This is a genomic window from uncultured Planktosalinus sp., from assembly GCF_963973675.1.
Taxonomy (GTDB): domain Bacteria; phylum Bacteroidota; class Bacteroidia; order Flavobacteriales; family Flavobacteriaceae; genus Planktosalinus.
On sequence record NZ_CAXBAN010000372.1, the window covers coordinates 1 to 2,613 of the forward strand.

General features: G+C 35.2%; 3 protein-coding genes. All 3 read right to left on the minus strand.

Annotation, left to right across the window (positions count from 1 at the left end):
- On the minus strand, positions 1 to 348 hold a 348-nt coding region (locus tag AACY61_RS12170), incomplete at its 3' end, for a DUF6090 family protein (RefSeq protein ID WP_339611844.1).
- Between the two features lie 91 nt (positions 349 to 439).
- Positions 440 to 1,357, minus strand: a complete 918-nt coding sequence (locus AACY61_RS12175; RefSeq protein ID WP_339611845.1) for an ester cyclase — start codon at positions 1,355 to 1,357, stop codon at positions 440 to 442.
- 350 nt (positions 1,358 to 1,707) lie between these two features.
- Positions 1,708 to 2,367 (minus strand): hypothetical protein, encoded by a 660-nt coding sequence (locus AACY61_RS12180; RefSeq protein WP_339611846.1) that lies wholly within the window; start codon positions 2,365 to 2,367, stop codon positions 1,708 to 1,710.
- Positions 2,368 to 2,613 lie beyond the last annotated feature (246 nt).

A 2,613-nucleotide genomic window follows, 5' to 3' on the forward strand; every position in this document is an offset into this window, starting at 1 on the left:
AGGAAACCATAAAAAAGCATAATCAACAATTTGTTTTTCTTCAACATTTAACTCCGTTCCTCGTTCTAAGAAATTTTGAGTATCAGTCACTGCTTTAAGGATCGATTTATTAAGCTTCGCTAAACTTTCACTTCTGTTTATTGACCTATCTAAATCCTCAGAAATCCTATTTATATAATTAGAAGCTCTTATTTCATCCTTTCTTCCTTCATTCCAATTATTAATCTGTAATGCAATCAAAATTCCTATAACCACAAGAATTATTTCTCCAATTGCATAAATCAAATACTTACTGAACTTATTTTCAGAGAGTAATTTTTGTCTAATTTTTCTAAAGAATTGTATCATTGGTTATTGGTTGGTTATAATGAAGCACACCATTTTGTGTATGGTGCGTATCCCAAAGGCTATGCAGTATACACATTGAAGGTAGTAGTTTTTATTTATCTGTACCACTTTCAAGTTGTCGCGTGTATTCTTTTTCATCAAAATAGCCCTTAGATTCTTGAATGAACCCATCGTCATTGATCAGCCACTCCTCATACCCACTTATTCTAACTTTATTTCCAGTACCATTGATACCGCTATTAGTACCGGTAAGCGTCCAATGAAATGTTGTTTTGTCTTTGTTGGTAGACAAACTGTCCATTGAAACAACCATATCAGGAAAAGTCTCCATAAAACTTTTGGCAACTTTTGTTATCGCTTCTCTGCCTTCTGCCGGCAGACCATTATTTATCTGTAGCACCCCATCTTCAGCGAAAAAATAAGAGACAAAATTAGGTCTTTGGCTACACCATACCTGTGCATAACTCTTGGCAAAAACCTCTATATCAAATTTTTGCAGTTCTTCCGGTAAGGCTGTATTTGTGAATGAGATATTAATGAACTTCCATTCACCATCTTCCTTGATTAAGGTAAAATTGTCGATGTTATTTGTCCGGGGGACACCGTATTTATGTAGCGTAGCATCAGCCCAAACAAAAGCGATTTGCCCTTTATTTATGAGGATTTTGTATTCATTAACAGGTTCATAATATGGCTTTCGTTTTCCGTCTCGGTTTTTTTCTGTTTCAAAAAATTCGCTAATTGTGATAACGGAATTTTTCGAAACTCCATCTCGAAGGATAGCAATTCCCATGTTTGACTTGTTTGAAACTATGGATTCTAAAGTCTGATAGTCAGAATTACCTGCAGCAATCAAGAGCTTTTCTACAAGGGCTATTAATTCTTGTTCCTCTGGATTCCAGGAGTTTTCTTTTTGATCTTCTACAATCTTTTCAGCATTATTTGAATTGGATTGACAACTATAAAATAAGCTAGAACCAAGTACAAGAGTTAATAGTACAATACGCAATGTTTTTTTCATAATTGGATTTTTTAATTACAGCCAAGGTTAGTATATACAAAATGCCTTAGTATTTTATTGTTGTTATATAGCCATAAAGCGATTTATACAACATGAGTTTCTAAAAGTAAGTCTTCTTGGCAATCCTCTTTCATTAAACATCCAGCGGTTAAAAAAGCGATAAAGATTTGGGGGAGTACTCAAATATAGTTAAAAAAGAGAAACAACTGCTTTGAGAAGAGCAGTTTAAGGGTGAATTTGTTCTACTATTTTTTGCAAAACCCGGTTGGAGGAGCCATGCGGAAGTGCAATTGTTGGCAACCGGTTTTTGAAGGTTACTATGATAGGTGGTTCAACGGTTATTCATTGGGTCTTTCAGGAATGTAAACAAAATCAATTTCGATGGCATTTCCATAGTTTACAAGCATAGAACACAAGACTGAAACGCTTTTTCCATTGTGAATAGCGGGTTGCATCACCGGCATCTTTCTAAGTACTCTCAGGATTTCTGCCTGTATGCTTACTTCTGAATCTCTCACTTTCATTCCGGTTAGATGTCCGGTTTCATCAATTATAAAAAAAGCTTCAACCTGCTTGGGTTCTGAAAGATTTAACGCTTTAGATAAACTCAAGTTAAACTCCCGCTTGATAAAGGTCGCTACTTTATCATTAAAACATGCTTTTGTTTCTTCTTTAGAAAGCCCCTCACAACCTTCATAAACGGGTACCATATCTGCGTCTTTTAATACCATCCTGGCATCGGGACTAAAATTTGCTAAACCGTCATCATGTGCCATGATGCTGCACAAACTTAACATGGCTTGCTCCTCTTCTTTAGTTATATTTCCTTGTGCCATGACCTGTTCTTGAACAGCATTGATTTTCATGATCAATTCGCTTTCACCGTTTTTTGAGGGGGCTGGTGCTTCTTTGCACGAAACACTTAAAAGACCCATCGCGATGATTGAGATAGCAACGCCATTGTATAAGCGTTTTTTAATTTTTAAATTGAAGTTCATTTTTTTGGTTTTTAGGTTGGTGTCACTATTAGTATATACAAAATGTTTTAGCGCTTTTGTGTTGCTAAACACCCAAAAGACGATGTTTACAAAATGAGTTTCTAAATGTAAGTTTTTTTGATGACCTTTTTCAATAAACACTTGGCGAATAAAAAATTTCTCAAAGAAATAGGGGGAGTACTCAAATACAAACCAATTTGTTGAAATGGATTAATTGCACCGGTAAATGGTGTTAGGATCGGTTTT